A 24,171-nucleotide genomic window follows, 5' to 3' on the forward strand; every position below is an offset into this window, starting at 1 on the left:
TTGATCGCACCGACCAGGTCGGCGCCGTCTTCCAGGAGCAGGGTGCCCGCGAACGGGGAGGTGTGGTCCTGCGCGGTGGCCACCAGCGGGTTGGCCATCAGCCCAGGGCCCCCTCGATCTGCCGGATCGAGGCAGCCAGTTCCTCTTCGAACGCGGCCATGTCGTCGCCCACCCCACGGACCTCGTCAGCGGACCGGTCGACCAGGCCCTGCGCGGAGCCGATCGCCGCCGAGGCGGCGGTAGCGACCAGGGTGGCAGGGCCCACCAGGAACGCGCACAGGATCCCGAACGCGCCCCCGGACATGCTGGTGGCCGAGGCGGCATCCCGCGCGGTCTGCACGTCGGCGGAAACCTGCCGCACGCGTGCGGCGTGGGCGATGATCAGGTCCTGATCGATCGTGATCTGACCGGCCACCGGTTACCGTTCCTCGTCCGGGACGCCGGTGCGGGCGGTCACCTCGTCACGCAACCGTGCGACCACCGGGGAGTCCTCCCCGAACGCGGCCGCGGCCAGACCCACCGCCTGCTGCCCGGCATCGCGGGACGCGGCCTGCGCGCGCTGTTGCGCGGCGGCGACCTGATCCTGCACCCGGGCGATCAGAACATCCGGATCCTCAGCCGTGAAACCATCCATCCCGCAAAACGATACGACAAGAAGGACAGGAAGAGGAGAGACCGCTTCTCCGGATCTGATGCGCAGCCTGCTGCAGACGATGATCAACGTCGTGAAACAGCTCGGGATCCACGCCCTGTCCAAGTCGCAGGTATCCCGGATGGCCGCGGACCCCGACGAGCAGGTCGACCAGTTCCGGCACCGGCCCCTTGGCGATGCGGGCCCGTTCACGTTCGTCGCCGCCGACGCGCGGGGAACGGGAAGAACGCCGGATGCGCACGGCTGAGCTCTTCCCGTCGTTGCTGCGGCCGCGCGTCTCGGCCGTCGATGCCGCCGCGCCTACACCGCGGCGCGATGCGACGGCCGATCGCGTCGATATCGTCACGGGGCGTTCCGCCACCCTCGCCGCCGAGACGATTTATGCTGGCCGGAGAGCGTTTTCAACGCGTGCGGGCTGTGACTCACCGGCAGAACTTCTGCTTCTCAAGACAGCGCGGGTTCGATCCCCGTCAGCCCCTCTCAAGCTCCGGCATGCGGCTGGCGCAGAAGGGCGAACCGGCATGGCACAGACATCTCTTCGGCCGCTGGAGCTCGGCGATGTGCCGGCCCTGACCGCGCTGCTTCGTGAGAACCGGGAGCACCTGCGTCGGTGGGATCCACGCCGCACGGACGACTTCTTCACCGAAGACGAGCAGATCCGGCGTGCCCGCAGCACGCTCGCCGAGATGGATGCGGGCAACTCCGCGGCGTTCGTCATCACCGACGGGGACGAATTGCTCGGCCGCCTCACCCTGAGCGGTATCGTCCGCGGCGTGTTCCAGTCGTGCGCGATGGGCTACTGGGTGCGAGCCGATCGCCTCGGCCGCGGGCACGCCACCCGCGCGGTCGAGCTCGCCACCGCCCACGCCTTCGGCGAACTGGGCCTGCATCGCGTGCAGGCTGAGACGGTGCGCGAGAACGTCGCGTCCCAAATCGTGCTGCGGCGCAACGGCTTCACCCAGTACGGCGTGGCCCCGAAGTACCTTGAGATCAACGGGCGCTGGCGCGATCACCGGATGTTCCAGCTGCTGGCAGAAGATGCTCCGCCGAGGCCTGCACCACCGGCATCCACTGTGGTCGACGTCATCACCACAGAAAGACTTGCTCTGCGCCAGATGACAGCCGACGACATCGACGACATCGCCGGGTTGCTCGGCGATCCCGACGTGATGCGCTACTACCCGCGGCCCAAGACGCGCGAAGAGGCCCGGCGCTGGATCGACTGGAACCGTGGTCTCTACCGCGACCACGGCTTCGGCCTCTGGTACATGACGCTTGCGCACAGCGGCGAGTTCATCGGCGAGTGCGGTCTGACGATACAGATGGTCGATGGTGTGCCCGAGGTCGAGGTGGGCTATCACGTTCTGCCTGCTCATCAGGGGCACGGCTACGCCACCGAGGCCGCGGCCGCGTGTCGTGACGCCGCCCGCGAGATGCTCGGAAGCGACCGCATCATCGCGGTCATCAGCCCCGACAACCGCCCGTCGCAGATCGTCGCCGAGCGTATCGGTCTGCGCCTCGAGAAGCACGCCGAGATGTACGGCGAAGGCCGCCTGATCTACGCGTCGCCTGGCCAGACATAAGCGCAGGCGCCTTCGCCTCACTCAGGGCCCCGAGGTCCCTTCCCCTGCCTGCGCCGCCCACACCTCACGCAGCTCCCGGTGGATGCTCTCGCGCACCGGGGCGGTGACCTCCGCCTCGGCCACGAGCGTCAGCGGGACGGTGCCGAGCGCGGGGAGTCCCTCGATCGGCCGTAGGCCGGGCGCGAGGCGGGCCCGCGAGGGCAGCGCGGTGATGCCGACGCCCGATCGCACCGCGCCGAGCAGGCTCGCCAGGTCGATGCACTCGCGCTCGATCGTGAAGTCCTCCCCCAGAGCGAGCATGCGGTCGCGGATGACGCAGGGCCGTGCGAATGCGACGAGCCGATGTGCGGGCACGGTCGCGCGATCCGAGCCGACCCAGCGCAGCGGCACGTCGGCGACGTGCTCGACGCCGCGCCCCAGGTCGCCGAATCCGATCGCCACGGTCGCGGTGCGCTCGTGCACGAATTCGCGCAGTCGCGCGGTGCGGTGGAATTCATACCGGATGCCGCGGTGCGGGAACTCCTCCTGCAGAATGCGTCCCACCCCTTGCAGCATCGGCGCCGACGTGTACTCGGTCGAGGCGACCACGATGTCATCGGCGTCGGCGCACCCCAAACGGGCCAGCGCGGCATCATGGGCCGCGAGCAGCGCATACGCCTCGTGCAGCAGGTTCTCGCCCTGCGCTGTGAACGCGATCGACCGCCCCTGACGGAACACGATCGGGAATCCGAGCTCGTCCTCCAGCCTGCGCAGATGCCCACTCACGGCGGGCTGGGACAGGTGCAGCGCCTCGGCCGCCCGACGCACCCCTGCCAGCGAGGCCACCGCGATCAGACTGCGCAGAGCGGTGATGTCCAGGATCGCCATGTATCCACCTCCTGTGACCGATCACGTTCGGTGATCGGTCAGGTCTCGATGGTACGCCCGCACCGAAGCTGACAGGACGCCGCAGCGCATGTGCGCGCTGCAGCATCCCGAGGAGGTCATCCCATGTTGTTGAATTCGCTGCTCGCCTCCGAACTCGTGCGAGCCAAGCAGGCCGACCTACGGCGCGAAGCCGAACATCATCGCCTGCTCAATTGCGTGCAACTCGCAGCCCATCGCTCGGCGCCGGGCACGCCGGCATCCATCCACCGAACGGGGTGCACAACCGACTGATCGGTGGATCCGCGAATCGACGCCGCGCGCGAGGTACACTCGGAGAATGATCAGGTTTCTCGATCGATCACACCCGTAGCATCGGTCTCCGCCGACGCTGGGAACATGCGAATGGTTCCCGTCTGCGCCGCCTTGTTCATCGCGATCAGCTATCCGATCGGAGCGCTGGCCGTTTCTGTGGTCAGCCCCTTCCTGCTGATCACGCTGCGCTTCACCGTGATCGCAGCAGTGCTGTGGGGGTGGCTGTTGCTGCAGCATTTGACCCGGCCGCAACGGACGTTGCTGCCGCGCGGCGTGCAGTGGAGATGGAGCATCGCCGCAGGCATTCTGGTTCAGGGCGTGCAGATCCTCGCCGCGTACTGGGCGATCGCGCACGGCGTCTCGCCCGGCATGTGCGCCCTGGTGATCGCGATGAACCCGGTCGCCACGGCGGCGCTCGCCCACGTGCTGCGCGGCGCGCGCGAGAACCGCTGGGGCTACGTCGCCCTGGCATCGGGTGTCGTCGGGGTGGTGATCGCGTGCCTGCCGACGCTGGTGGTCGACCCGCAGCTCGGCCCCGGGCTCGTCGCCGTGCTGATCGCGCTGGCGGGCCTGGCCGGAGGCTCGCTCTTACAGGGGCGGCACCTGGCCGGCGTCACTCCGCTGGTCTTCACGGCCGTGGGCAGCGCGGCCTCGGTGCCGCCCGCGCTGGCGCTGGCACTGGTCACGCCTGAGCACGTGACCGATCTGCGCGAGGCGGCGGTGCTGCTGGGCGTACTGGTGATCACGTCGGCGCTGGGCATGGGCTTCTACGCTGCCTGCGTACAGCGGTGGGGCGCCCGGCAGGCGTCGGTGCTGTTCGCGATCATCCCCGCGGTGGCCGCCGTCGGCTCGTGGGCGCTGCTGGGAACGGGCATCGGCGTGTCGACACTGGTCGGACTCGCGTTCGGCACGCTGGCCTGCCTCGCGCAGGTCAGGGCCACACGGTTCGCATCGTCACATGTGGCGACCGTCACCTGCAGACCGTGACGTTCGGCCTATGCGCGTGTCGCACGCTGTGGGCAGGATGGCAGCAGGCGGGATGCCGCCGTTCCGCCCGCACGACAACGAAGAGAGGTCTCGGCATGAACGGTGTGACCGAGTCGATCGTGCTCTGGGTCGCCTTCGCCGCGGGCTGGCTGGCGGTTGCCGCGGCCGCGCTCCGGCGCGCGCCCGAGCTGCCTCCGGTGCGGTTCACCTGGTGGGGCCTCGTGCTGTGGTTGGTCGTGGCGATCCCGTCACTGATCCAGCTCGCCGTTCCCCGGCTGCTCGAGCACGGCATGCGCGACGATGCCATCGTGCAGCATGGCCAGTGGTGGCGGCTCATCACTGCGAACGTCCTGCAGGACGGGGGTCTTGCCGGCACGCTGAGCAATCTGTCGATCCTTGCGGTGACGCTTCTGGTCGTGGGGCGCACGGTACGTGGCATCCTGGCCGTGCCGATCTACGTCGTCGGCGGCATCGGCAGCATGCTGCTGCAGCTGTCGAACCCCGGTGCCGGCAACTCGATGGCCACCCTCGCGCTGCTCACAGCGGTGGTCGTCATCACCCTGGCACGGCCCGTGTCGCCCGCGACGCTGATCGGCTCCGCGGTTCTCATCCTGATCGGCGCCGGGCTGACCGTACTGAGCAACGAGCACGGGCCGGCCATCCTGCTGGGCCTGGCGATCGGGGTGGTGGTGCGGCTGGTGCAGCGCGCAGGGCGACGCGCCACCACCACGACGAGCCAGGATCGGCCGAGCGCATGACCGCGGTGACCGAGCAGCCGCTGCGAGCCCACAATGGCGCTGTGCACCTGGCCGGGTCGATATGGCGGCCGCCGGCAGAACCGCGCGGTCTCGTCATGATGCACCCCGGCTCTGGCCCGAGCGATCGTCACAACGACGTGCTGTTCCCGCCGATCCGCGCGGCGCTGCTCACTGCCGGCATCGCGGTGTGCTCGTTCGACAAACGGGGTGTCGGCGACTCGACCGGCGACTGGCGCGACGCCGATATCGCGATGCAGGCGGATGATCTTCTCGCCGGCCTCGGCGCCGCCCGGCGGGTCGTCGGCCCTCTGCCTGTCGGGCTGTTCGGTCACAGCCAGGGCGGGTGGGTCGTGCTCGAAGCCGCCGCCGACGCACATGCCGATTTCGTGATCATGAACTCAGGGCCGGCGGTGTCGCCGCGCGTGCAGGAGACATACTCCACCGTGCAGACCCTGCACCGGCAGGGATGGGACGATGTCGCGGCCCAGACCGGACTCGCCACCTTCTCGCGCACGATGGATCTGCTCTCGCTGACCTTCGAAGAGGCGCAGCCGCAGGTGCGTGCGCTCCCACTGGTCGAAGAGCTGATCGCGGCCGGGGTGTTCATCCCGACGGATGCTCGACTGTGGTCGCTCGCGGCACGGCTGATGCCCCACGGCCCCGCCGACGCCCTGAGCGCGCTCGACGTTCCGCTGCTCGCCCTGCTGGGTGAAGACGACGACATCGTGCCGGTCGGCGAGTGCGCCGACGTCTTCCGACGCCGGGTACGGCCCGACCTGCTCACGCTGTGCATCCTGCCCCGCGGCGACCACCGTCTGCAGCACGATGACGCCTTCGTACCCGGCTACCTCGACGCGATCACCGGGTTCGCCACGGCGCACGCGAAACGCGCCCTCTGACGCGGCGGGCTTCGGCGGTCGCTCGCCGCTTCCGGAGCCACGTGTCCCCCGCCCCGGTACCGTGGAGGCATGACCGAGGCCGCGGCATCCACACCCCGCTCCCCCGAGATCCCGCTCGGCGATCGCCCTGCCGACGCCGTGCCCGCGCACTGGCTGCTCGCCCGGGTCGGCAAGAAGGTGCTGCGTCCGGGCGGGGTGCAGCTGACGAAGAGACTGGTCGGGATGCTGCCACTGAAGGGCGCCGACGTCGTCGAGCTCGCCCCGGGTCTGGGATTGACGGCGCGGATGCTGCTGGAAGCCCACCCCGCCTCGTACATCGGCGTGGAAGACGATGCGTCGGCCGCGAGCCTCGCCGCCGAGGCGATCGGCGAGCGCGGGCGCGTGATCGTCGGCGACGCGAAGAGCACCGGTCTGCCCGATGCCTCGTGCGATGTGGTCCTCACCGAGGCGATGCTCACGATGCACACGAACGCGCATCGGGGCGAGATCCTCGACGAGGTCGCGCGCATCCTGCGGCCGGGCGGCTGCTACGCGGTGCACGAGCTCGCCCTGGTGCCCGACGACATCACCCCCGCGCAGGCCGACGACGTGCGGCTGTCGCTCGTGCGCTCGCAGAAGGTCAACACGCGCCCGCAGACCACGCCCGAGTGGCGCGCGCTGTTCGACGCGCACGGGTTCGACATCCAGCGCATCGAGCATGCGCCGATGCGCCTGCTGCACCTGCGGCGCCTCGTCGCCGACGAGGGCGTGCGCGGCACCTTGCGCATCGTGCGCAACGTGCTGCGCGACGCCGACGTCCGCCGCCGCATGCTGACCATGCGCGCGGCCTTCAAGCGAAACGAAGACCACATCGCCGCCCTCGCGATCGTGGCCGTCCGGCGAGAGGAGAGAGCATGACCGACTCCGACGAGCAGATCGTCGACGCCCGCGTGCGCGGCGAGATGAGCTGCGCCGACATGGCGATGGGCGCCTTCGACGCACTGGCCGACCAGGCGAGTTTCGTGTTGGTGGCAGACCATGATCCGTGCGGCATCCGCTACATGCTGCAGGCCGAGCGCCCGGGCGCCTCCGGCTGGGACGACCTCGAGTCCGGCCCCGAGCTGTGGCGGGCCCGCATCACGCGCACCGCCTGACCCGCTACCGCTTCGGCAGCCACGCGTCCGCCCGCGCGGCGAGCGCGCACACGGTGCGCGCGGCGGTGGATGCCGCGGCCCGCGTCGACCATGAGATGCCGATCTCGCGGTTGGCGTCGGCATCCCGGATCGGCACCTCGACGACGTCGGTGGGCGCAGGGCTCGCCGGTGGCAGGATCGCGACACCGAGACCGACCGAGACGAGTCCGCGCAGCGTGTGCACGTCTTCGCCCTCGAACCCGCGCTCGACGACGGCGCCCGATCGCTCGAGCATGCGATCGGCGAGGATGCGCAGCCCGTACTCGGGCCGCATCTGCAGCAGCGTCTCGCCGTCGATCTCGCGCAGGCGGATGCCGCGCCGCGCCGCGAACCGGTGGTTCCGGGGCACGGTGAGCACGAGCGGCTCGGCATAGAGACGGACGGTGTGGATGCCGCCACCGCCGTCGTACGGCGGCGACAGCAGTGCGACATCCGTGCGGCCTGATTCCAGAGCCTCCAGGCACAGATCGCGCGCGCCCTGATGCAGCACGAACCGGGTGTCGGGGCGCTCGGCGAGCACGGCGCCCAGCAGCGCCGGCACCACGACCCGGCCGAACGTGTGCTGGAAATGGATGGTCGCGGTGTTGTCGCGCTCGGCCGCGCGACGCTGCGCGATGCCGGTGCCGGCGAGCACCTCGTCGAGCGCACGGCGTGCGTGCGGCAGCAGGTCGGCCGCCTCGGCGGTGAGCGAGACCCCGCGCCCGCGTCGCTCGAGCACCGCGAAGCCGAGCCCGTCGGCGAGCCGTGCGAGGCTGCGGCTGACGGTCGACTGCGGAACCCCGAGCTCGTCGGCCGCCGCGCCGACGCCCCCCGTATCGGCGACGGCGATCAGATACGGCAGGTCCGCGAGGATTTCGCGCAGCGGAGGTGCGGCGGCGTGCGGCATCCACCATTCATAGCACGAGTGGATGTCACTACACCGACTCATGCATTTGAGTCACGGCTTTGACGCGCCTAACGTTGCCCGACGTGAAGACGATGCCGGCGCCTGTCGTATGGGAGGGCCACCCCAAGGGGTCCCCCGAGTACCGGCGCATCCTGCTCGCGCTCGCCTGCGCCGGCGTCGCGACGTTCGCGCAGCTGTACTCGCCGCAGGGCGTGCTGCCCGAGGTCGCGGCCACCCTGCATGTCACGCCGGACCAGTCGGCACTGCTCGTGTCGGCCGCGACGATCGGGCTGGCGATCGGCGTGCTGCCGTGGTCGTGGCTGGCCGACCGCATCGGACGCCTGCCGGCCATGAAGTGGTCACTGGTCGCCGCCACCGTGCTCGGGATCGCGGTCGTGACGTGCCCGTCGTTCGGCGGCATCCTGGCGCTGCGCACGGCAGAGGGCTTCGCCGTCGGCGGCCTGCCCGCACTCGCGATGACCTACCTGCAAGAAGAGGTGCACCCGCGGCACGCGGCGCTGGCCGCCGGCACATACGTCGCCGGCACCTCGCTCGGAGGTCTTGCCGGCCGCATCATCGCGGCACCGATCGGCACCTGGTTCGGCTGGCGCTGGGGTGTCGGCACCGTCGTCATCGTGGCCGCGGCGGCCGCCGTGGCCTTCGCCGCGCTCGCGCCGCGCGCCCGGGGGTTCCGTCGCACGCCGCGCGAACAGCAGGCGCCGATCGCACGGATCGTGTGGCGCCACCTCACCTCACCGAGGATGCTCACGTTGTTCGCGCAGGGGTTCCTGCTCATGGGCGGCTTCGTGACGATCTACAACTACCTCGCCTTCCGGCTCGCCGCGGCGCCGTTCGGGCTGTCGACCGCGGTGACCTCGCTGCTGTTCCTCGCCTATCTGTCCGGCACGTGGTCGTCTCGGCGCGCCGGCGGCGCCGTCGAGAAGCACGGGCGGCTGCGCGTGCTTCTCGCGATGACCGCGGTGATGGTTGCGGGCGTCCTGCTCACGCTCATCCCGCTGCTGCCCGTCATCCTGGTGGGGCTCGTCGTCCTCACGATCGGGTTCTTCGGCGCGCACGCGGTCGCCAGCGGCTGGACGGCCGCCGCCGCCCGCACGGGCCGCGCCCAGGCGACCTCGCTGTACAACCTCTTCTACTACGCGGGCTCGAGCATCGTCGGCTGGGCAGGCGGCGTCGTCTTCACCCACCTCGGCTGGGATGCGACGGCCCTCGTCGTGGCGGCGCTGGCGGTGGGTGCGGGATGCTGCGCGGCGGTGTTCCTGCGCGGGCACCGGGCCTGAGAGCGGGGCCGCACCGTCGCGCCCGCCGCAGCCCGACGAGACCCGCGACGGCGGCGACGGGCTTGAGCCAGATCAGCTCACCGAACCGATACTCGCGGCCGCGTACGAGCCGGGCGGCGAGTTCGGGGCGCAGCATCCTGAGGTACATCCGCCCCTTCTGCGCGTGCAGCGGGTCGGAGACCACCCTGATCGCCTCGGCGCTCTCGATCATCGGGACCGCGTTGCGGATGTTCTGCTCGGTCGTCAGGCTCTCGCGCTCGCGCAGCAGCCGGCCGGTGTATCCGCGCTCGCGTGCGTAGCGGGCGAGGATGTCGGCCTCGGGCTCGGCGCCTGCCACCGCGCCCCCGCAGACCACGAGAGTCGCGTCAGCGCGGTCGATCGATCGGATGCCGGCGCGCACCCGATAGCGGTTGACGAGGTTGGCGCGCCGGCTCTTGTTGCCGAAGCCGAGCACGACGACCACCTCGCTGCGCGGGTGCGGCACACCCGGCCCGAGCTCGCGACGGCTCGCCTGCCAGCTCGCGTACTCGCCCCAGCCGAGCACACCGCACAGCACCGCCAGCGGGATCGCGATCAGTCGGGCGCGCACGACCCCAGCGTAGGCGGGGTAACGAAGCTGCGGATGTCGCGGCCCGCCGCCCGCTCAGACGTTCGCGGCGTCCTCGACGAGCGCGTCCTCGGCCGAGACCCGCGCCATCGCGCGCTCCACGGCGTCGACATCGCGCACGGCGCCCTTGTCGGCCGACTGCGCCATGACGGCATACGCCCGCAGGGCCGCCGAGACCTCGCGCACGCGGGTGCGCGGCTTGTAGCCGCCGGCGGCCAGCAGCGCGCGACGCCGCTCGGCGAGCACCTCGTCCGGCACCTCGAGCACGAGTGCGCGGGTCGGGATGTCGATCGAGATGATGTCGCCGTCCTCGACGAGGGCGATCACCCCGCCCGAGGCCGCCTCGGGCGAGATGTGCCCGATCGACAGGCCGCTGGTGCCGCCCGAGAAGCGGCCGTCGGTGATGAGCGCGCACTTCTTGCCGAGGCCGCGGCCCTTCAGGAACGACGTCGGGTAGAGCATCTCCTGCATGCCGGGGCCGCCCTTGGGGCCCTCGTAGCGGATCACGACGACGTCGCCCTCGCCGACCTGCTTGTTGAGGATCTTCTCGACGGCTTCCTCCTGCGACTCGCACACGACGGCGGGGCCCGAGAACGTCCAGATCGACGGGTCGACACCGGCGGTCTTGACGACCGCGCCGTCGACGGCCACGTTTCCGCGCAGCACGCCGAGTCCGCCGTCGGCCGAGTACGCATGCTCCACATCGCGGATGCAGCCGGCCGCGGCATCCTCGTCCAGCGCCAGCCACCGCTCGGACTGGCTGAACGCCGTCGACGACCGCTTGCCGCCGGGCGCCGCGAACCAGACGTCGCGCGCCTCATCGGTGGCCGAGCCGCCACGGATGTCCCACTCGTCGAGCCACGCACCGAGCGTCTTCGCATGCACCGAGTGGACGTCTTCGTGCAACAGCCCGCCGCGACGTAGCTCGCCGAGGATCGCCGGGATCCCGCCGGCCCGGTGCACGTCCTCCATGTAGTACGTGCGGTCGTAGGCGACGTTCGGCGCGACCTTGGCCAGGCACGGCACGCGGCGCGAGACGGCGTCGATGTCGTCGAGCCCGTAGTCGACGCCGGCCTCGTGCGCGGCGGCGAGCAGGTGCAGGATCGTGTTCGTCGACCCGCCCATCGCGATGTCGAGCGCCATGGCGTTGTCGAACGCGTCGTGTGTGGCGATCGAGCGCGGCAGCACCGTCGCGTCTTCGTCGTCGTAGTACTTGTGCGCGATGTCGACGACCAGCGCACCGGCCCGCTCGTACAGCGCGCGGCGGGCGGTGTGGGTGGCCAGCACCGACCCGTTGCCGGGCAGCGCGAGGCCCATCGCCTCGGTGAGGCAGTTCATCGAGTTCGCGGTGAACATGCCCGAGCACGACCCGCACGTCGGGCAGGCCGACTCCTCGATGCGCAGGATGTCGGCGTCGGAGATGCTCTCGTTCACGGCCTCGCTGATCGCGTCGACGAGGTCGAGGGTGCGCACGGTGCCGTCCTGCAGCACGGCGCGGCCCGACTCCATCGGCCCGCCGGAGACGAACACGGTGGGGATGTTCAGGCGCAGCGCCGCCAGCAGCATGCCGGGCGTGATCTTGTCGCAGTTCGAGATGCACACGAGCGCGTCGGCCTGGTGCGCGTTGACCATGTACTCGACCGAGTCGGCGATGAGGTCGCGGCTGGGCAGCGAGTAGAGCATGCCCGAGTGGCCCATCGCGATGCCGTCGTCGACCGCGATCGAGTTGAACTCGCGGGCGATGCCGCCGGCCTGCTTGATGGCGTCGCAGACGATGCGGCCGACCGGCTGCAGGTGCGTGTGACCGGGGACGAACTCGGTGAAGCTGTTGGCGACCGCGATGATCGGCTTGCCGAAGTCGGAGGCGTCGACGCCCGAGGCGCGCATGAGCGCGCGGGCGCCGGCCATGTTGCGGCCGTGGGTGACAGTGCGGGAACGGAGTACGGGCATTCTTCGATTATGGGGTGGTGGTGGGATGCCGCGGCAGACGCCGCTGATACTGGTGCTGCCACCACTACCCTGGTGTGATGGTGGTCGATCCGCGTCGTCGAGAGCTCGGCGCGTTCCTGCGCTCGCGCCGCGAGCGTCTCGACCGCGCGGCGCTCGGCCTGCCCGCGGGCGGGCGCGGCCGGACGGCCGGTCTGCGCCGCGAAGAGGTGTCGGTCTTCTCCGGGGTGAGCATCACCTGGTACACGTGGCTCGAGCAGGGTCGCGACATCCACCCCTCCCGCCAGGTGCTGCTCGCGGTCGCCGATGCGCTGCGGCTCACCGATGCCGAGCGGAGGTATGTGCTCGACCTCGCCGGCTACGCCCCGCCGCGGCCGGCCCGGGTCGAAGAGGCCCCCGCGCACGTGCAGCGGCTCATGGACGCCCTGCCGCACCCTGCGTATGCGCTCGCACCCGACTGGGGCATGGCCGGGTGGAACGCGGCGTATGAGCGGCTGTATCCGCCGATCGCCGACGTCGCCCGCGGCGAGCGCAATCTGCTGTGGCTCGTGTTCACCGACCCCTACGTGCGACGGCTGCTGGATGACTGGGATGTCACGAGCCGGCGCTTCCTCGCCGAGTTCCGGGCCGAAGCGGCCCGGTCCGCCGATCCGCACGTGGCGCAGCTCGTCCAGGCGCTCATCGAGGCGAGCCCCGAGTTCCGTGCCGGGTGGGAGTCGTACGACATCGGCGGATTCGAGTCGCGCGAGCGCGTGTTCCACCTTCCCGACGGACGGGCCATGACGTTCGAGCATCACCAGCTGCGGCCGTCCGACCGGCCCGATCTGCAGGTCGTCCTCTACACGCCGGTGTGACGGCATCCGGGCCGCAACATGTCGCCGCGTGTCGCCGTGTGACGACACACAGCGTCGCGCGACGACATATACGATCCCCGTGCGCTCTCGGCCTGGCACGGTGGAGGGGAACCGCCGGACGAGCCGTCCGCGCGGCATCCCCCTCATCCCGACGCCAAGGAGTCCTCATGTCCAGACCCATCCGACGCACGCTGCTCGCCAGTGCCGTTGCGAGCCTGGCCGTCATGACCCTCGCGGGCTGCAGCCTCGCCGCCGATGCATCGAGCAGCTCCGACTCGTCGGCGAACAGCACCGTCTACTTCGGCGTCTCGGCCGCCGAGACCGGCCAGTACGCGCAGTACGGCGAGCAGTTCAAGCAGGCGTTCGACCTGGCCGTCGAGCAGGTGAATGCGAACGGCGGCATCGACGGCCACCCCGTGGCGCTGAAGTACGAGGACTCGCAGTCCGACCCCAAGCAGTCCGTCACCGTCGCGCAGAAGTTCGTCGCCGATCCCGACGTGATCCTGGTGTTCGGCGACTATTCTTCGGCCGCGTCCATCCCGGCCTCGCCGATCTACACGTCCGGCAAGCTGCTGCAGTACGGCTTCAACAACTCCAACGCCGACTTCACCGAGAAGGGCACCGACTACCAGTGGTCGAGTTCGACCACGACCGCCGATGAGTACGTGTGGGAGGCCGACTACATCAAGGACCAGGGCGTCGACTCCATCGGCGTCACGTATCTGAACACCTCGGACTGGGGCATCCCCGCCTACGACGCGTTCAAGGCGGAGGCCGACAAGATCGGCCTGAAGATCACCGACGCCGAGGCCGTCGACCCGACCTCCGACGACTACCGCCCGTCGCTGACCAAGGCCGTCGCGGGTGACCCGGAGGCATTCGCACACCTCGGCTACGGCCCCGACTCGGCCAAGCTCGTCACGCAGCTGCGCGCGATCGGCTACACGGGGACGTTCTACGGCGGGCAGGACGAGCAGTCGTTCGATGAGACGCCGGATGCCGAGGGGTCGGTCATCCCCGCGCAGTTCGTCGCTTCCAACCCCGACGAGGCCGTGCAGGCGTTCGTCACGGCCTTCCAGGCGAAGTACCCCGACGACAAGGATGTGACGAGCTTCGAGGCCGGCGCCTACGACGCACTGAACATCGCCGTGGCCGCAGCCAAGGCCGGCGGCACGACCCGCGCCGGAATCCTCAAGGGCTTCCAGGAGATCAAGGACGTCCCGAGCGTCGTGTACGGCAGTGTGACGTTCGATCCCCAGACGCGCCGCATCCTGAACCCGCAGTTCACCCCGACCATCCTGAAGGACGGCACGTGGGTCACTCTCGACAAGTGAGCGGCGCCCGCTTCTCATCATGCTCGACACGCTGATCGCCGGGCTGCTCCGGGGGAACGTCTACGCCCTCGGAGCAGTCGGCATCTCCCTCGTCTTCGGCGTCATGAACGTCGTCAACTTCGCACAGTTCTCCTTCTTCGGACTCGGCGCCATGCTGGCATGGTTCTTCGTCGTCAAGCTCGAGCTGTCGTTCTGGATCGCCCTCCCCCTGGTGCTGATCATCTGCGCACTGCTCGGACTCGTCATCAACATCTCCGTCGTCCGGCCCCTCGCGAAGTACCTGCCGCTCGCGGCCATGCTCTCCACCTACGCGGTCTCACAGGTCCTCGACAACGCGTCGCAGCTCGCATTCTCGGCGCAGTTCCGCGTCTTCCCCGAAGTCCTGCCGACAGGCAACCTGCACATCGGGAACATGCGCATCGGCACCTCCGACATCGTGATGCTCGCCGTCACCGCCGTCGTCATGGTCGCGATGTCGCTGTTCCTGAAGTACGGCAAGACCGGCCGCGCCATCCGCGCGACGGCACAGGACCAAGAGGCCGCCCTGCAGATGGGCATTCCCGTCGGCCCCGTGCAGAACCTCTCGTTCGTCATCGCCTCGGCCCTGGGCGGGCTGGCGGGCATCTTCTTCTCGCTCTACATCGGCGTCGTCAACCCCACCTCGGGGCTGAACATCGGCATGACGTCGTTCGTCGCGGCGACGCTGGGCGGCCTCGGCTCACTCGTCGGCGCCGTCATCGGCGGGTTCGTGCTGGGCATCTTCGAGGCGTTCGGCATCTACGCGTTCGGCGACGCCGCCCGTCAGATCGTCGTCTTCGTGATCCTGATCGTCGTGCTCGTCGTGCGCCCCGGCGGGCTGCTGGGCAAGGTGCCGCTCATCTCTACCGAGCCGCTGACCGGCACCTTCCTCGGCAAGGGCCGCCCCCTGCGCATCCCCCGATGGGTGTGGATCGCGGCGATCGTCGTCGGGGGCGTGGTCATCCCCATCGTCGGCAGCAACTACCTGCTCACCACCGGCACGCAGGTGCTCATCTACGCGATCATCGCGGCCGGCTTCACTGTCACCGCCGGCCAGGCGGGTGTGCTCGCTCTCGGCCAGGCCGGCCCCATCGCCATCGGCGCGTACGCGTCGGCGATGCTGAGCCTGTACGCGCACATCCCGTTCTGGTTCGCCCTGCCGCTGGCCGGCGTCATCGCGGCCGTCATCGCATCGGTGCTCGCCTCGCCCATCTGGGGGGTGAAGGGCCACTACATCTCGATCGCCACGCTGGGCCTGGGTATCGCGATCGTCGCGGTCATCCAGCTGATCGTCCCCCGGGCGATCTATGACATCCCCGTTCCCTCGATCGCCGGCATCCCGCTGAGCACCCCGCTCGCCTACTACCTCATCGACTTCGTCGTGCTGATGCTGACGCTGCTGGTCATGTGGCGGCTGCGCCGCTCGCACCTGGGCCGGGTGATCTCGTCGGTCGGCTCCGACGAGGTCGCGGCCCTTGCGTCGGGCGTGCGCGTGCGCGACTACAAGGCGCTCGCGTTCGCCGTCTCGGCGTTCTTCGCCGGCATCGGCGGCTCGTTGCTCGCGCATCAGTACACGTACATCGACACGACCATCTTCACGATGCTCATGTCGCTGCTGGTCGTGACGATCGTGATCCTCGGAGGCATCAGCCTGCCCTACGGTGCGGTCGTCGGCTCGATCATCCTGATCGGCGCGATGGAACTGCTGCGGTTCGCCCCCGAGTGGCGGATCATCGTCTACGGGCTCGTCCTCATCCTCGTGGTGCGGTTCCGTCCCGGCGGGATCCTGGTGAGGAACTCATGACCGACGCGCTGCTTCAGGTGACCGGCCTCGAGCGCCGCTTCGAGGGCCTCACGGCCGTCGGCGGCGTCTCCTTCGACGTCGCTCAGGGCGAGGTCGTCTCGATCATCGGCCCGAACGGGTCGGGCAAGACGACGACGCTCAACCTCGTGACGGGTGCGCTGCGCCCGAACAGCGGCACGATCACGCTCGACGGAGCGCGCATCGACCGCGCCCGCAGCGTCGACATCGCCGAGCACGGCATCGCCCGCACCTTCCAGAACGGCCGCGTGTTCGCGACGCTGTCGGTCGCCGACAACATCGAGGTCGGCATCCATTCCACCCTGCACGCGCACCGTCCGTTCCGGCGGCTGTCGCACCTGTTCCTGCTGCGGTGGATCCCCTTGCTGGCGGAGCTGTTCGTCGCGATCTTCGGCACGCGCGGCGCCCGGCGTGAGCGGCGCGAGGTCGACGCCGTCATCGACCGCGAGATCGATCGCTTCGAGGCGCGGCTCGGCCCTCGTCGCGACGACCCGACGTACACGCTCAGCTACGCGAACCGGCGGCGCACCGAGATCGCGCGGGCGCTCGCCCTGCGCCCCAAGCTGCTCGTGCTCGACGAGCCGACGGCCGGCATGAACCAGTCCGAGACCGCCGAGGTGCTCACCCAGCTGCTCGAGCTGAAGGCCGAAGGACAGACGATGCTGCTCGTCGAGCACAAGCTCGACCTCGTGATGACCGTGTCCGACCGGGTGATCGTCATGGACGGCGGCCGCATCATCGCGCAGGGCGACCCGCAGACCGTACGACGCGATCCCGCGGTCATCGAGGCCTACCTCGGCCGTCGCCGGCACTCCGACGAGGAGGGCGCCCGATGAGCACGCTGCTGTCGCTGGACTCGGTGGACGTCTACTACGGCCCGTTCCACGCCCTGCGCGGCGTGTCGATCGAGGTCGGCGAGGGCGAGATCGTCTCGCTGCTGGGCGGCAATGCGTCGGGCAAGTCGACGACGATGAAGACGATCCTCGGCTTGAACAGGGTCAAGGCGGGCACCATCACGTTCGCGGGCGCGGACCTCACCCACCGCCCGACCGCCAAGCGCGTCCGCGCAGGCATCGCGAGCGTGCCGGAGGCCCGGCGCGTCTTCCCGCAGATGACCGTCGACGAGAACCTCTACGCGGGCGCCCACACCCGCCGCGACCGGACCGGGATCGCCGAAGACATCGAGCGGATGCGCACGCACTTCCCGCGGCTGGCCGAGCGGCGCCGGCAGGAGGCCGGGACGCTCTCGGGCGGCGAGCAGCAGATGCTCGCGTTCGCCCGCGCGCTGATGAGCCGGCCGCGGCTGATCTGCATGGACGAGCCCACCATGGGCCTGTCGCCGAAGCTCGTCGACCAGGTGCTCGACGAGATCGCGCGACTCAACTCCGAACTCGGCGTCGCCGTGCTCCTCGTCGAGCAGCAGGCCGAGCTCGCCCTGTCGATCGCGAGCAGAGGGTACGTCCTCGCGACCGGCGAGATCGTCGTCGACGGCTCCGCCCAGGAGCTGCTCGACGATCCGAGGATCCAAGAGGCGTACTTGGGAAAGAGCAGTGACCGATGACACAGCGACAGCGACTGGGGTTCTTCACCCGCGTCCTCGATGAGGCGCCGGCGGCCGAACGCTACCGGCTCGCACTCGAGCAGATCCGCACCGCCGAGGCGGTCGGCTTCGACACCGCATGGGTCGCCCAGCACCACTTCCACGAGGACGAAGGCGGGCTCCCCTCTCCGTTCGTGCTGCTGTCGCAGGCGGCGCTGCAGACGTCGCGGATCGTCCTGGGCACGAGCATCATCACGCTGCCTCTGGAGGCCCCGCTGCGGGTGGCCGAGGATGCCGCGGTCCTGTCCCTGCTCAGTGACGGCCGCTTCGAGCTCGGCGTCGGCAGCGGCGGCACGCCCAGCTCGTTCCCGCCGTTCGGCTTCGATCCGAAGGACCGTCCGGCGATCTTCGTGCGGCACCTCGAGCAGCTCGTCTCGGCGCTGCGCGGCGACGTGCTCACGACCGACGGCGGCGCGCTCTACCCGGCCGCACCCGGGCTGCTCGACACCGTGTGGCAGGCGACCTTCTCCGCCGAGGGCGCGGCGCGCATCGGCGAGTCGGGCTTCGGCCTCATGCTCTCCAAGACGCAGCCGCACACCACCGGCACCGGATTCTCGGCTCTCGCCGACACCCAGCGGCTGGTCATCGACGCCTACCGGGAGAAGCTCCCCGAGGGCGTGCGCCCCCGCGTGTTCGGATCGCGCAACCTCGTCGTCGTCGACGACGAGGCCACCGCGGCCCGGCTCATCGCCCGCGGCATCGAGCGCTCGATCCCGGCCGCACGCAAGTTCGGCATCGACATCCCGTCCTCCGCGACTCCGCGTGAGCTGTGCGCCCTGCTCGATGTGCACGTCGGCACCCCTGAACAGGTCATCGCCGAGCTCGCCGAGGACCACGTGCTGCGCGACGCGACCGACATCGTCTTCCAGACCCATCCCGTCGACCCGCCGCACGAGCTGCTGCTGCGCTCGCTCGAGCTCATCGCGACCGAGGTCGCGCCCGCGCTCGGCTGGTCGCCCGCCCTTCAGGAGAGCCATGTCTGACCTCATCGACACGCTCGTCGGCATCGCGCCCGGCGACCCGCTCGACGCTCTGCGCGCCAAGCGACCGGTCGCCCGTGCCGACGCACAGACGACCTACGACGCGCTCGTCGCCGCACCCGCCGACCTCGCACGGGCGACCGCCCTCGAACGCGCAGCCATCGGCTACTGGGTGGCCGCGCTCAGCAGCGCCGCCGCACTCGCGGCGCACTACCGCGCGCTCGTGGCGGACGTCGACGCCACCGTGGCCGATGCGCTCGACGCGGCGCTGCCCGCGGCATCCACCACCGGTCCCTACGGTGCGTACCCGGCCGGCCCGCTCAGCGTCGAGGACGAGGAGGGCCTGCATTACAACGCCACGGACGAGCTGCGTGCCGTCGTCGGCGGTCGTCTGGCGGCGGCGCTCGAGCACGCGCACCTGCTGACCTTCCGGCCGCGAGATGCGAGCCCCGACGCCCTGCAGTCGCTGCTGGACGCCGGCTGGAGCACCGACGGGGTCGTGACCGTCTCACAGCTGGTCGCCTTCATCCACTTCCAGCTGCGGGTCGTCACCGGACTCGCCGTCCTCAAGGAGGCGCTCTGAGATGAGCGAGCAGGTCATCCGTCACCCCGATCTCCCGAGGCCGAACGCCTTCACCCAGGAGGAGCTCGGCTGGGTGCCGTGGCTCGAGCCGAAGCCCGAGTCCGAGCTCACCGAAGACGACTACACGGCGCTCGTCGAGCGTTCTCGCGCGGCCAGCCCCTACTTCCGGCTGCTCGTGCGCGACCCCGTCGTGCTCGGGGCGCGCACCCGTGCCGACAACGACATCTTCTACAACACCGACGCGGGGCTCGCGCGGGCCGAGCGCGAGCTGTCGGCGGCCGCGACCTCGCGCACCAACGGCTGTCTCTTCTGCGCGTCCGTGCACTCGCGCTTCGCGTCGCTGCAGGCCCCGTCGCGACGCGACGACGTGCAGCGCCTGCTCGACGAGGGCATCGACGGCGAGCAGGACGAGCGCTGGACCGCCATCATCGAAGCGGCGGCCGCGCTGACGGCCACGCCGTCGCACTTCGGCGCGGCGCACGTCGACGCGCTCCGCGCGGTCGGGCTCGACGACCAGGCGATCGTCGACGTCGTCCAGAGTGCGGCGTTCTTCAACTGGGCGAACCGGCTCATGCTCTCGCTCGGCGAGCCGACGCCGCCCGGCGCCTGAGCATGCGGCGCGTCACCGCGACGCGCTGACGGCACACTCCGGTCCGGGCACGCTCGGCGGTGCGCGCTCGGCGCGCGCAGGCTCGGCGGTGCGCGCTCTTCGGGCCCGGGTTCAGTGTGCTCGGGCTCAGCGGGCGCGGGCTCAGCGCGCGGCGGTCAGGAACGCCTTCGCGATGGGGCCGGCGGTGTCGGCGCCGCTCTCCCCCGTGTCCACGAAGACCGCGATCGCCAGGTCGCCTTGGGCGGCGACCATCCACGCGTGGACCTCGGTCTTGCCGTCCTGCGTGAACTCGGCGGTGCCGGTCTTCGCGATGACGGGCGCGCCGGGCACATCCTTCAGCGCGACGGCCGTGCCGTCGACGACCGGCTGCCGGAAGATGGTCTTCAGTTGCCGGGCCTCATCGGCGCTCAGGGGCGTCACGGCGTCGGGCACCTTCGCCGGCTGGGCGGGGAACAGCGTGGGCACGACCGTGTGCCCGGCCTGAATCGACGCGATCCCGGCCGCCATCGCCAGCGGCGAGGCGAGCACCTTTCCCTGCCCGATCACCGCGGCTGCGGCCTCGGTGTTGGAGCCGGCGTCGGGGATCTCACCGGGAAAGCTGTCGACCCCCGGCACGGAGGCGATGCCGAAGCCCAGGCTCTGAGCGGCCGCGGTGACGTCGCCGATGGTGTCGCGGGCGTTGATCATCGCGGTGTTGCACGACTGGGCGATCGCGGTCTTCAGGGGGATCTTGCCGACAGCCGACGGCGGATACCACGAGTCGTTCACGAAACGGTAGCCGTCGACGACGGCATCTTCGGTGCAGTCGACTTTCGAATCGGGGGTCAGCCCCGCGCGCAGGAGAGCGAGCGTGTCGAACATCTTGAAGGTCGAGCCAGGCGGCACCTGTCCGTTGAGGGCCGCGTCGAACGCACCCGTGCCCGGGCCGTTCGCCGCCGCCAGGATCGCTCCGTCGCTCGGGCGGATCGCCACGAGCGCGCTGGCCGGGCCGATGTCTTTCAGCGCCGATTCGGCGATCGTCTGCAGGTGCTCGTCCAGCGTGGTCTGCAGCGGTGCCCCGGGCTTCGGCTCGGCCGTGAAGAGCACTGTGGCGTCGCCGTCGGCCGGTACACGGCTGATCTGCACCCCGGCGATGCCCCGCAGCTCGGCGTCGTAGCGCTGCTCCAGCCCACTCAGCCCGACCGTGTCGGTCGTCTGGTACTCACCGGGGTTCTTCTCCATGATCTCTGCGGTGACCGGGCCGACCGCGCCGAGGAGCGGACCGGCGAACCCCCGGTACGGCCCGAGCTGCAGCGAGCTCGACACCGCGAGCGCACCGGGGATGTCGGAGAGGTCGGCGGCCGATGCGGGCACCTGGTCCTTGCGATAGGTGATCGCCTCGACATACTGCTGCGCCCCGCCGGACTTCACGCGCGCGGCGAAGTCGTCGACGTCGACGCCCACCACCCGCGCCAGCTCACCGGCCGAGGTCACCGCCTGCTCGGGCGTGACGTGGCTCTTGTCGATGCCGAAGATCACGACGGGCCGGCTCGTGATCAACGCGGTGCCCCCGCTGCCGAGGATGTCGGCGCGCGCCGGCGCCTCGGTCTTGCGACGCAGCACGTCGCCGGCGACGAGGTCGGGCTCGATGAGCGACGGCGCCCAGTCGACGTACCACTTGCCGTTCTTCTTGGTGGACGTGACCGTGGTCGTGTAGGCCCATTTCCCGTTGCCCGTCGGCCAGCTCCAGTGGGCGCGAGCGGTGCCGCGGTCGTCTTCGACCTTCGGGGCGTCGATCTTCACCGACGGCTTCATCCCGTCGAGCCCCGCGACGATGTCGGAGTACTCCTTCGCCGCCTGCTGCGCCGACGCGCCACTCAGCTGCACGTGGCTGAAGTCTCCCGACGCGAGCGCCTTGCCCAGCGCCTTCACATCGGGTTCGTCGACGGCGGTGCAGGCGGCGAGCGAAGAGGCCAGCACGCACAGGGTCACGGCCGCGGCGACGCGCAGAGTCCACCGCGTGGAGGGAGTGTGGGGCATATCGGCCAATGTATCGGCATCCGCGGACAGCGCGGCGGCGCCTGCCTCGGCTCCGCGGCATCCCACCACCCCACCGTCGGCGAAAGAACATCTGACGGCCGAGAGAGCGGGTACTCCCCGTGCCCTCGGCCGTCAGTCGTTCTCTCACCGGTTTCCGGCGAGCCCGCGGCGCGAAGCCGCGTGGGTCACGACACCAGCGACCCGACCCACAGGCCCAGTGCCGCCGCCGCGAGGGCGACCACCAGCATCCCGAACCCGTTCGCGACGGCCGCGCGCCAGCGGCCCTCCTGCGCGAGCCGCACCGTCTCGTAGCTCGCGGTCGAGAAGGTCGTGTACCCGCCGAGCAGGCCGGTGCCCAGCACCACCGCCCACGGGCCGAGCGGTCCCGCGAGTGCCGTGACGAAGCCCAGCACGAGCGACCCCGACACGTTGATGACCGTCGTGCCGAGCGGGTACGGCACGCGCACGCGCTCTTTGACCGCGCCGTCGAGCATCATGCGGCACGCGGCGCCGATCCCGCCGGCGAGCGCGACCGCCAGCGCGAGCCACAGCCCCGTCACCGGCGGGCTCCGAGCAGGATGCCGGCGAGGGATGCCGCGGCCCCGACGACGACCGTCGCCACCGCGTACGCGATCCCGGGCCAGACGTCACCGGTGACGAAGAGCCCGTCGGTGCCGACGGCGAACGTCGAGTAGGTCGTGAACCCGCCGAGCACTCCGGTGCCCGCGAACAGACGCAGGGCGCGACGGCGGCCGACGTCGGGTCCACGCCGGGCGAGTGCGGCCAGGAGCCACCCCAGGATGAAGGCGCCCACGACGTTGATGAGGAAGATGGGCCACGGCATCCCGCCCCATTCGGGCAGGGCGATCGAGACCAGGTAGCGCACGAGCGTGCCGATGAAGCCGCCGGCAATCACGAGGCCGACCGACGACCAGCGCAGATGCAGGGGTCGTGTGTTCGCGGGCGATGTCACGCGCTCACTCCCAGGGCAGCGGCTCGGAGCCTGCCACCGGGTTGAGCGGGACGACCAGGACCGGCCGATGCTGCCGGTGCGCGAGGTGGCTGGCCACCGACCCCTGGAAGAACTCGCGCAGCGTCTCGCGCACACTCGCCTCGCGGGTGCCGACCACGATGTACCGCGCGTTCACCGACTCGGCGAGACGGCCGAGCGCATGCCCGGGGTCGCCGGCCAGCTCGCGGCCGGTCCACTCGACGCCGCTGCCGGCGAGCACGTCGTCGATGTGGGCGGCCAGCGACGCATCGAACTCGCCCTCGCGCTCGTCGGCCAGATCGGGGTCGATCGAGCGGGTCACGGCCGTGCCGTCGAGCCGCTCGCCCACCGTGTAGCGCTCGAGGTCGACGTGCGCGCAGACGAGGTCGGCGCCCAGGTCGTGCGCGAGGCGTGCGGCCTCGCGCAGAACAGCGTCGGGCAGGCCCTTCTGCACCCCGACGAGGATCGTGCCCATCGTGTCCTCCTGCATCCGCGCTCCCGTCCCGTCGCCGAGCCCGCCGCGCACGCGCGGCGTCTGCGACAGGGACCGTTGTCGGCGGCGCCGAGGTTGTTCGCGGTGAGCCCCACCACCGCCTGGGTCCAGTGTGCCACAGCCGGGCCCGCGGCATCCCCTCCTCCCTCTGCTGTCTCCCCGCCCGCCCGCTTCCCGTGAGAGAACAACTGACGGACGAGGATGCGGGTATTACCCGCTCTCTCGGCGAGCAGTTGTTCTCTCACCGATTCGGGGGTGGCCGGGGGCAGCCTGAGGAGGGGGTGGATGCCGCGGACTCAGGCCGCGCGGCCCACTGCGGCGACGACGCCGTGCACACTCCGCTCGAGGAAGTCGACGATCTCCTCGACGGGGCGCTCGGCCTCGACCGCGAGCTCGACGAGCACCTCCTCGGTGAACCCGACCCACGCGCGCAGCGCGACGCGCAGCAGCTCGGTCTGCGGCATCCCGAGCTCTGTGAACACCCCGAGCAGCCGACGCGCGTTCTCGTCGCGGGACTGGTCGATGACCTCGCGGATCGACGGGTCGCCGCTGGCGACGCCGCGCACGAGCGAGTAGAACGTGCCGCGGTGCTCGCGCACGAACACGACGATGCGGGTGAGCGTGTCGTGCAGTCGCTCGAGCGCCGGCAGCTCGGGACGTGGCTCGCTCGCACGCAGCAGACTGTCGCGCGCGGTGAGCACCACCTCGCGGTGCAGCCCCTGACGCGAGCCGAAGTAGTGGAAGACGAGGCCGCGCGAGACGTCCGCCTTCTCGGAGAGCTCTTCGATCGTGAGCTCTTCGAGGGGCCGGGATGCCAGGAAGTTGACGCCGAGCGCCACCAGCTGCGCCCGGCGCTCCTGCGGGGTGAGCCGGCGGCGGCGATCCTCGGGCATGAAAGG

At 70.6% G+C, this 24,171-nt stretch carries 26 protein-coding genes and 1 pseudogene; 16 read left to right on the forward strand and 11 right to left on the reverse strand.

Annotation, left to right across the window (positions count from 1 at the left end):
- Window positions 1-97: 97 nt before the first annotated feature.
- Window positions 98-415 (reverse strand): hypothetical protein, encoded by a 318-nt coding sequence (locus tag ABMQ42_RS00005; protein WP_349720521.1) that lies wholly within the window; start codon window positions 413-415, stop codon window positions 98-100.
- Window positions 416-418: 3 nt separating this feature from the next.
- Window positions 419-634, reverse strand: coding sequence for a hypothetical protein (locus ABMQ42_RS00010; RefSeq protein ID WP_349720522.1), 216 nt, complete (start codon window positions 632-634; stop codon window positions 419-421).
- Between the two features lie 79 nt (window positions 635-713).
- Here ABMQ42_RS00010 and ABMQ42_RS00015 point away from each other — a divergent pair.
- Window positions 714-863: pseudogene (locus ABMQ42_RS00015) on the forward strand (transposase); the annotation flags it as partial.
- Window positions 864-885: 22 nt separating this feature from the next.
- Entirely contained in the window at window positions 886-2,235 is a 1,350-nt protein-coding gene (locus ABMQ42_RS00020) for a GNAT family N-acetyltransferase (RefSeq protein ID WP_349720523.1), read from the forward strand.
- Between the two features lie 21 nt (window positions 2,236-2,256).
- Here the strand turns inward: ABMQ42_RS00020 and ABMQ42_RS00025 are convergent, their stop codons facing one another.
- Window positions 2,257-3,102: a LysR family transcriptional regulator gene (locus ABMQ42_RS00025; protein WP_349720524.1), complete on the reverse strand. Its 846-nt coding sequence runs from the start codon at window positions 3,100-3,102 to the stop codon at window positions 2,257-2,259.
- 396 nt (window positions 3,103-3,498) lie between these two features.
- Between ABMQ42_RS00025 and ABMQ42_RS00030 the strand changes: the two genes are divergently transcribed.
- The 5 genes from ABMQ42_RS00030 to ABMQ42_RS00050 all read left to right on the forward strand — a co-directional run bounded on the left by ABMQ42_RS00030 (window position 3,499) and on the right by ABMQ42_RS00050 (window position 7,191).
- Window positions 3,499-4,401 carry a DMT family transporter gene (locus tag ABMQ42_RS00030; RefSeq protein ID WP_349720525.1) on the forward strand — a complete coding sequence of 301 codons (903 nt, stop codon included), beginning with the start codon at window positions 3,499-3,501 and terminating at the stop codon, window positions 4,399-4,401.
- Window positions 4,402-4,496: 95 nt separating this feature from the next.
- Complete coding sequence (locus tag ABMQ42_RS00035; RefSeq protein ID WP_349720526.1) at window positions 4,497-5,159, forward strand: hypothetical protein; 663 nt, start codon at window positions 4,497-4,499, stop codon at window positions 5,157-5,159.
- Entirely contained in the window at window positions 5,156-6,058 is a 903-nt protein-coding gene (locus ABMQ42_RS00040; protein ID WP_349720527.1) for an alpha/beta hydrolase family protein, read from the forward strand. The genes ABMQ42_RS00035 and ABMQ42_RS00040 overlap by 4 nt, the downstream gene beginning before the upstream one ends.
- Before the next feature lie 69 nt (window positions 6,059-6,127).
- Window positions 6,128-6,955, forward strand: a complete 828-nt coding sequence (locus ABMQ42_RS00045; RefSeq protein ID WP_349720528.1) for a class I SAM-dependent methyltransferase — start codon at window positions 6,128-6,130, stop codon at window positions 6,953-6,955.
- Window positions 6,952-7,191 carry a DUF2249 domain-containing protein gene (locus ABMQ42_RS00050; protein ID WP_349720529.1) on the forward strand — a complete coding sequence of 80 codons (240 nt, stop codon included), beginning with the start codon at window positions 6,952-6,954 and terminating at the stop codon, window positions 7,189-7,191. The genes ABMQ42_RS00045 and ABMQ42_RS00050 overlap by 4 nt, the downstream gene beginning before the upstream one ends.
- Before the next feature lie 4 nt (window positions 7,192-7,195).
- Here ABMQ42_RS00050 and ABMQ42_RS00055 read toward each other — a convergent pair whose 3' ends face one another.
- On the reverse strand, window positions 7,196-8,116 hold the full coding sequence (locus ABMQ42_RS00055; protein ID WP_349720530.1) for a LysR family transcriptional regulator: 921 nt from the start codon (window positions 8,114-8,116) through the stop codon (window positions 7,196-7,198).
- A gap of 92 nt (window positions 8,117-8,208) precedes the next feature.
- On the opposite strand from ABMQ42_RS00055, the gene ABMQ42_RS00060 reads away from it, so the two are divergent.
- On the forward strand, window positions 8,209-9,414 hold the full coding sequence (locus tag ABMQ42_RS00060) for an MFS transporter (protein WP_349721494.1): 1,206 nt from the start codon (window positions 8,209-8,211) through the stop codon (window positions 9,412-9,414).
- Here the strand turns inward: ABMQ42_RS00060 and ABMQ42_RS00065 are convergent.
- Together ABMQ42_RS00065 and ilvD are read right to left on the reverse strand one after the other, a co-directional pair.
- The gene (locus tag ABMQ42_RS00065) at window positions 9,314-10,003 is read right to left on the reverse strand and encodes a YdcF family protein (RefSeq protein ID WP_349720531.1); all 690 of its coding nucleotides are present in this window, start codon (window positions 10,001-10,003) and stop codon (window positions 9,314-9,316) included. The two genes, ABMQ42_RS00060 and ABMQ42_RS00065, sit on opposite strands and share 101 nt — an antisense overlap.
- 54 nt (window positions 10,004-10,057) lie before the next feature.
- The gene (ilvD, locus tag ABMQ42_RS00070; protein ID WP_349720532.1) at window positions 10,058-11,971 is read right to left on the reverse strand and encodes a dihydroxy-acid dehydratase; all 1,914 of its coding nucleotides are present in this window, start codon (window positions 11,969-11,971) and stop codon (window positions 10,058-10,060) included.
- Window positions 11,972-12,048: 77 nt separating this feature from the next.
- On the opposite strand from ilvD, the gene ABMQ42_RS00075 reads away from it, so the two are divergent.
- The 8 genes from ABMQ42_RS00075 (at window position 12,049) to ABMQ42_RS00110 (ending at window position 19,769) form a co-directional block, all read left to right on the forward strand.
- Window positions 12,049-12,822, forward strand: a complete 774-nt coding sequence (locus ABMQ42_RS00075) for a helix-turn-helix transcriptional regulator (RefSeq protein ID WP_349720533.1) — start codon at window positions 12,049-12,051, stop codon at window positions 12,820-12,822.
- A 167-nt stretch (window positions 12,823-12,989) separates the two neighbouring features.
- Complete coding sequence (locus ABMQ42_RS00080; protein WP_349720534.1) at window positions 12,990-14,156, forward strand: ABC transporter substrate-binding protein; 1,167 nt, start codon at window positions 12,990-12,992, stop codon at window positions 14,154-14,156.
- Between the two features lie 19 nt (window positions 14,157-14,175).
- On the forward strand, window positions 14,176-15,978 hold the full coding sequence (locus tag ABMQ42_RS00085; RefSeq protein WP_349720535.1) for an ABC transporter permease: 1,803 nt from the start codon (window positions 14,176-14,178) through the stop codon (window positions 15,976-15,978).
- Window positions 15,975-16,832 (forward strand): ABC transporter ATP-binding protein, encoded by an 858-nt coding sequence (locus ABMQ42_RS00090; protein WP_349720536.1) that lies wholly within the window; start codon window positions 15,975-15,977, stop codon window positions 16,830-16,832. Before ABMQ42_RS00085 ends, ABMQ42_RS00090 begins: the two co-directional genes overlap by 4 nt.
- The gene (locus ABMQ42_RS00095; RefSeq protein WP_349720537.1) at window positions 16,829-17,557 is read left to right on the forward strand and encodes an ABC transporter ATP-binding protein; all 729 of its coding nucleotides are present in this window, start codon (window positions 16,829-16,831) and stop codon (window positions 17,555-17,557) included. Before ABMQ42_RS00090 ends, ABMQ42_RS00095 begins: the two co-directional genes overlap by 4 nt.
- Window positions 17,554-18,579, forward strand: coding sequence for a putative FMN-dependent luciferase-like monooxygenase (locus ABMQ42_RS00100; RefSeq protein WP_349720538.1), 1,026 nt, complete (start codon window positions 17,554-17,556; stop codon window positions 18,577-18,579). The genes ABMQ42_RS00095 and ABMQ42_RS00100 overlap by 4 nt, the downstream gene beginning before the upstream one ends.
- Entirely contained in the window at window positions 18,572-19,159 is a 588-nt protein-coding gene (locus ABMQ42_RS00105) for a CMD domain protein (protein ID WP_349720539.1), read from the forward strand. The genes ABMQ42_RS00100 and ABMQ42_RS00105 overlap by 8 nt, the downstream gene beginning before the upstream one ends.
- A 1-nt stretch (window position 19,160) precedes the next feature.
- Window positions 19,161-19,769: an alkylhydroperoxidase domain protein gene (locus tag ABMQ42_RS00110; RefSeq protein ID WP_349720540.1), complete on the forward strand. Its 609-nt coding sequence runs from the start codon at window positions 19,161-19,163 to the stop codon at window positions 19,767-19,769.
- 141 nt (window positions 19,770-19,910) lie between these two features.
- On the opposite strand, the gene ABMQ42_RS00115 is transcribed toward ABMQ42_RS00110, so the two are convergent.
- From ABMQ42_RS00115 to ABMQ42_RS00135, 5 genes are all read right to left on the reverse strand, one after another.
- Complete coding sequence (locus ABMQ42_RS00115; protein WP_349720541.1) at window positions 19,911-21,788, reverse strand: penicillin-binding transpeptidase domain-containing protein; 1,878 nt, start codon at window positions 21,786-21,788, stop codon at window positions 19,911-19,913.
- Window positions 21,789-21,973: 185 nt separating this feature from the next.
- Window positions 21,974-22,348, reverse strand: a complete 375-nt coding sequence (gene crcB / locus ABMQ42_RS00120; protein ID WP_349720542.1) for a fluoride efflux transporter CrcB — start codon at window positions 22,346-22,348, stop codon at window positions 21,974-21,976.
- Window positions 22,345-22,761, reverse strand: a complete 417-nt coding sequence (locus tag ABMQ42_RS00125) for a fluoride efflux transporter FluC (RefSeq protein ID WP_349720543.1) — start codon at window positions 22,759-22,761, stop codon at window positions 22,345-22,347. Before ABMQ42_RS00125 ends, crcB begins: the two co-directional genes overlap by 4 nt.
- A gap of 4 nt (window positions 22,762-22,765) precedes the next feature.
- The gene (locus tag ABMQ42_RS00130; RefSeq protein ID WP_349720544.1) at window positions 22,766-23,269 is read right to left on the reverse strand and encodes a universal stress protein; all 504 of its coding nucleotides are present in this window, start codon (window positions 23,267-23,269) and stop codon (window positions 22,766-22,768) included.
- Between the two features lie 299 nt (window positions 23,270-23,568).
- On the reverse strand, window positions 23,569-24,165 hold the full coding sequence (locus ABMQ42_RS00135; protein WP_349720545.1) for a TetR/AcrR family transcriptional regulator: 597 nt from the start codon (window positions 24,163-24,165) through the stop codon (window positions 23,569-23,571).
- Between the last annotated feature and the right edge of the window lie 6 nt (window positions 24,166-24,171).

Source organism: Microbacterium sp. KR10-403 (assembly GCF_040196215.1).
Taxonomy (GTDB): Bacteria; Actinomycetota; Actinomycetes; order Actinomycetales; family Microbacteriaceae; genus Microbacterium.

Bases quoted from the DNA above. Each gene is read 5' to 3' on its own strand.
- ABMQ42_RS00010 (WP_349720522.1), bottom strand. From the start codon at position 634: ATGGATGGTTTCACGGCTGAGGATCCGGATGTTCTGATCGCCCGGGTG.
- ABMQ42_RS00020 (WP_349720523.1), top strand. From the start codon at position 886: ATGCGCACGGCTGAGCTCTTCCCGTCGTTGCTGCGGCCGCGCGTCTCG.
- ABMQ42_RS00025 (WP_349720524.1), bottom strand. From the start codon at position 3,102: ATGGCGATCCTGGACATCACCGCTCTGCGCAGTCTGATCGCGGTGGCC.
- ABMQ42_RS00030 (WP_349720525.1), top strand. From the start codon at position 3,499: ATGCGAATGGTTCCCGTCTGCGCCGCCTTGTTCATCGCGATCAGCTAT.
- ABMQ42_RS00035 (WP_349720526.1), top strand. From the start codon at position 4,497: ATGAACGGTGTGACCGAGTCGATCGTGCTCTGGGTCGCCTTCGCCGCG.
- ABMQ42_RS00040 (WP_349720527.1), top strand. From the start codon at position 5,156: ATGACCGCGGTGACCGAGCAGCCGCTGCGAGCCCACAATGGCGCTGTG.
- ABMQ42_RS00045 (WP_349720528.1), top strand. From the start codon at position 6,128: ATGACCGAGGCCGCGGCATCCACACCCCGCTCCCCCGAGATCCCGCTC.
- ABMQ42_RS00050 (WP_349720529.1), top strand. From the start codon at position 6,952: ATGACCGACTCCGACGAGCAGATCGTCGACGCCCGCGTGCGCGGCGAG.
- ABMQ42_RS00055 (WP_349720530.1), bottom strand. From the start codon at position 8,116: ATGCCGCACGCCGCCGCACCTCCGCTGCGCGAAATCCTCGCGGACCTG.
- ABMQ42_RS00060 (WP_349721494.1), top strand. From the start codon at position 8,209: ATGCCGGCGCCTGTCGTATGGGAGGGCCACCCCAAGGGGTCCCCCGAG.
- ilvD (WP_349720532.1), bottom strand. From the start codon at position 11,971: ATGCCCGTACTCCGTTCCCGCACTGTCACCCACGGCCGCAACATGGCC.
- ABMQ42_RS00075 (WP_349720533.1), top strand. From the start codon at position 12,049: ATGGTGGTCGATCCGCGTCGTCGAGAGCTCGGCGCGTTCCTGCGCTCG.
- ABMQ42_RS00080 (WP_349720534.1), top strand. From the start codon at position 12,990: ATGTCCAGACCCATCCGACGCACGCTGCTCGCCAGTGCCGTTGCGAGC.
- ABMQ42_RS00085 (WP_349720535.1), top strand. From the start codon at position 14,176: ATGCTCGACACGCTGATCGCCGGGCTGCTCCGGGGGAACGTCTACGCC.
- ABMQ42_RS00090 (WP_349720536.1), top strand. From the start codon at position 15,975: ATGACCGACGCGCTGCTTCAGGTGACCGGCCTCGAGCGCCGCTTCGAG.
- ABMQ42_RS00095 (WP_349720537.1), top strand. From the start codon at position 16,829: ATGAGCACGCTGCTGTCGCTGGACTCGGTGGACGTCTACTACGGCCCG.
- ABMQ42_RS00100 (WP_349720538.1), top strand. From the start codon at position 17,554: ATGACACAGCGACAGCGACTGGGGTTCTTCACCCGCGTCCTCGATGAG.
- ABMQ42_RS00105 (WP_349720539.1), top strand. From the start codon at position 18,572: ATGTCTGACCTCATCGACACGCTCGTCGGCATCGCGCCCGGCGACCCG.
- ABMQ42_RS00110 (WP_349720540.1), top strand. From the start codon at position 19,161: ATGAGCGAGCAGGTCATCCGTCACCCCGATCTCCCGAGGCCGAACGCC.
- ABMQ42_RS00115 (WP_349720541.1), bottom strand. From the start codon at position 21,788: ATGCCCCACACTCCCTCCACGCGGTGGACTCTGCGCGTCGCCGCGGCC.
- ABMQ42_RS00130 (WP_349720544.1), bottom strand. From the start codon at position 23,269: ATGCAGGAGGACACGATGGGCACGATCCTCGTCGGGGTGCAGAAGGGC.
- ABMQ42_RS00135 (WP_349720545.1), bottom strand. From the start codon at position 24,165: ATGCCCGAGGATCGCCGCCGCCGGCTCACCCCGCAGGAGCGCCGGGCG.